The organism is Mesorhizobium sp. YIM 152430 (assembly GCF_029210365.1).
Lineage (GTDB): Bacteria > Pseudomonadota > Alphaproteobacteria > Rhizobiales > Rhizobiaceae > Aliihoeflea.
Genome location: NZ_JARGES010000014.1, coordinates 1 through 1,227 on the forward strand (window position 1 = coordinate 1; position 1,227 = coordinate 1,227).

The window sequence follows — 1,227 nt, forward strand, 5'->3', positions numbered from 1 at the left end:
ACATCAGCGTCGAGGCGAAGCCGATGGCCGCGGCAAGCTCCTGCACGCCGAGCATCGAGATGTAGAAGAGATTGAGCGCGTCGACGAAGAAGACGGCGATCAGCCCGATCGAGCCGGTCACCGTCATCGTCACGACATGGCGCATGGTCGAACCGGTGACGAACTTGCCCTCTCCGGCCGGGGGTCGGGCGTCGGGAAGGATTTCGTCGGCCGGCCGGGTCGTCAATGGGCGAAGACCTTGTCCATCGACCTGAAACCCTTGAATTCGAGCGCATTTCCGGAGGGGTCGCAGATGAAGAGCGTCGCCTGTTCGCCGGGCTCGCCCTTGAAGCGGACCTGCGGCTTTTCGATCCATTCGACGTCGGAGCGGGCTTCGAGGCGTTCGGCAAGCGCCGTCCATTCGGCCATTTCGAGGACGACGCCGAAATGCGGGATCGGCACGACGATGCCTCCGACCTTGCCGTCGCGCGCGGCCTTGCCGGCGCCGGGACGCAGATGCGCCGACATCTGGTGGCCGAAAAGATCGAAATCGACCCAAGTGTCGGAGGAGCGGCCGATCGCGCAGCCGAGCACGTCGGCATAGAAGGCACGGGTTTCTTCGAGATCGCTGACGGGGAAGGCGAGATGGAAAGGCGTCACGTCACATGTCCTTGGAAGGGTTTTTCGTCGTTCGCGTCCTCATGCCGGGCGACAAGCGAACGCGGCTCAGCCATTGCACATGTCGGGCGCGAACAATAGATGGGGCGGATACGCTGCCTGCCAATGCCGTTTGACCAATCAGGACAATTCCATGAGCCAGATCGAGACCGCCCGGTTGCAGGACCTCGTCGCATCGCTGGTCGAGGCGGCAAGGCGTGCCGGGGCCGACGCCGCTGACGCGGTGGCGGTGCGCTCGCGCTCGGCCGACGTCACGGTGCGGCTCGGCAAGGTGGAAGGCACGGAAGCCGCCGAAAGCGACGACATCGCGCTTCGCGTCTTCATCGGCAGGCGCGTGGCGAGCGTTTCGGCGGCGGCCGGCGCGAATGTGGACGAACTGGCGAGCCGCGCGGTGGCGATGGCGAAGGTCTCGCCGGAAGACCCGGTGCAGGGCCTCGCCGACAAGGACCGGCTGGCGCGCGCGATCCGCGATCTCGACCTGTTCGACGGAACTGAGATCGACGCGGCGCGGATGCGCGAGGATGCGCTTGCGATGGAGGATGCGGCCCGCGCGGTGGCGGGCGTGACCAA

The 1,227-nt window shown here is 66.2% G+C and carries 2 protein-coding genes and 1 pseudogene; 1 reads left to right on the forward strand and 2 read right to left on the reverse strand.

Annotation, left to right across the window (positions count from 1 at the left end):
- Both PZ895_RS00740 and PZ895_RS00745 read right to left on the reverse strand, forming a co-directional pair.
- A pseudogene (locus PZ895_RS00740) lies at positions 1-226 on the reverse strand (hypothetical protein); the annotation flags it as partial.
- Positions 223-639 carry a VOC family protein gene (locus PZ895_RS00745; RefSeq protein ID WP_275837117.1) on the reverse strand — a complete coding sequence of 139 codons (417 nt, stop codon included), beginning with the start codon at positions 637-639 and terminating at the stop codon, positions 223-225. The gene PZ895_RS00745 and the pseudogene PZ895_RS00740, both read right to left, overlap by 4 nt.
- Before the next feature lie 151 nt (positions 640-790).
- Between PZ895_RS00745 and PZ895_RS00750 the strand changes: the two genes are divergently transcribed.
- On the forward strand, positions 791-1,227 hold a 437-nt coding region (locus PZ895_RS00750), incomplete at its 3' end, for a DNA gyrase modulator (protein ID WP_275837118.1).